The organism is Streptomyces sp. WM6372, from assembly GCF_001279655.1.
Classification (GTDB): Bacteria; Actinomycetota; Actinomycetes; order Streptomycetales; family Streptomycetaceae; genus Streptomyces.
The window spans coordinates 1-331 of sequence record NZ_LGDB01000131.1 but is presented as its reverse complement, the minus strand read 5'-3'; the positions used below and the strand labels follow the sequence as shown (position 1 = coordinate 331).

Sequence of the window (331 nt, the reverse complement as noted above, 5' to 3'; positions counted from 1 at the left end):
GACATCCTCGACGCCCTCCCCGGGTACGAGGTGGACGGGGTGCACTGGTTCGACTACTTCTAGCCGTACCCCGTGGAGGGGGAGGTGTTCGACGACGACGGCGCCTACGGCCCCCAGGCGGGCGGGGTGGGGGTGGTGGGCCCCCCGGGACGGGTTGAACCAGGCCGGCGGTTCCCGCCCCGGGGCATGGGCTTCGGCGCCCGCCCTGCCGAGCGGGTCCCAGCCGGGGTCCTCGCCCTGCGCCCCGGTCAGCCCCTGCGACCAGGGCTCCCGGGCCCCGGGCCACATGGCGTCGGCGGCGGGCCGGACCTGGAGGACCACGGCGTTGAGG

1 protein-coding gene is annotated in these 331 nt (G+C 76.7%); it reads right to left on the bottom strand.

The annotated features are described in order from the left end of the window. Positions 1–331, bottom strand: a 331-nt coding sequence (locus ADK52_RS11810; protein WP_159045909.1) for a family 10 glycosylhydrolase, incomplete at both ends; no start/stop codon positions are given.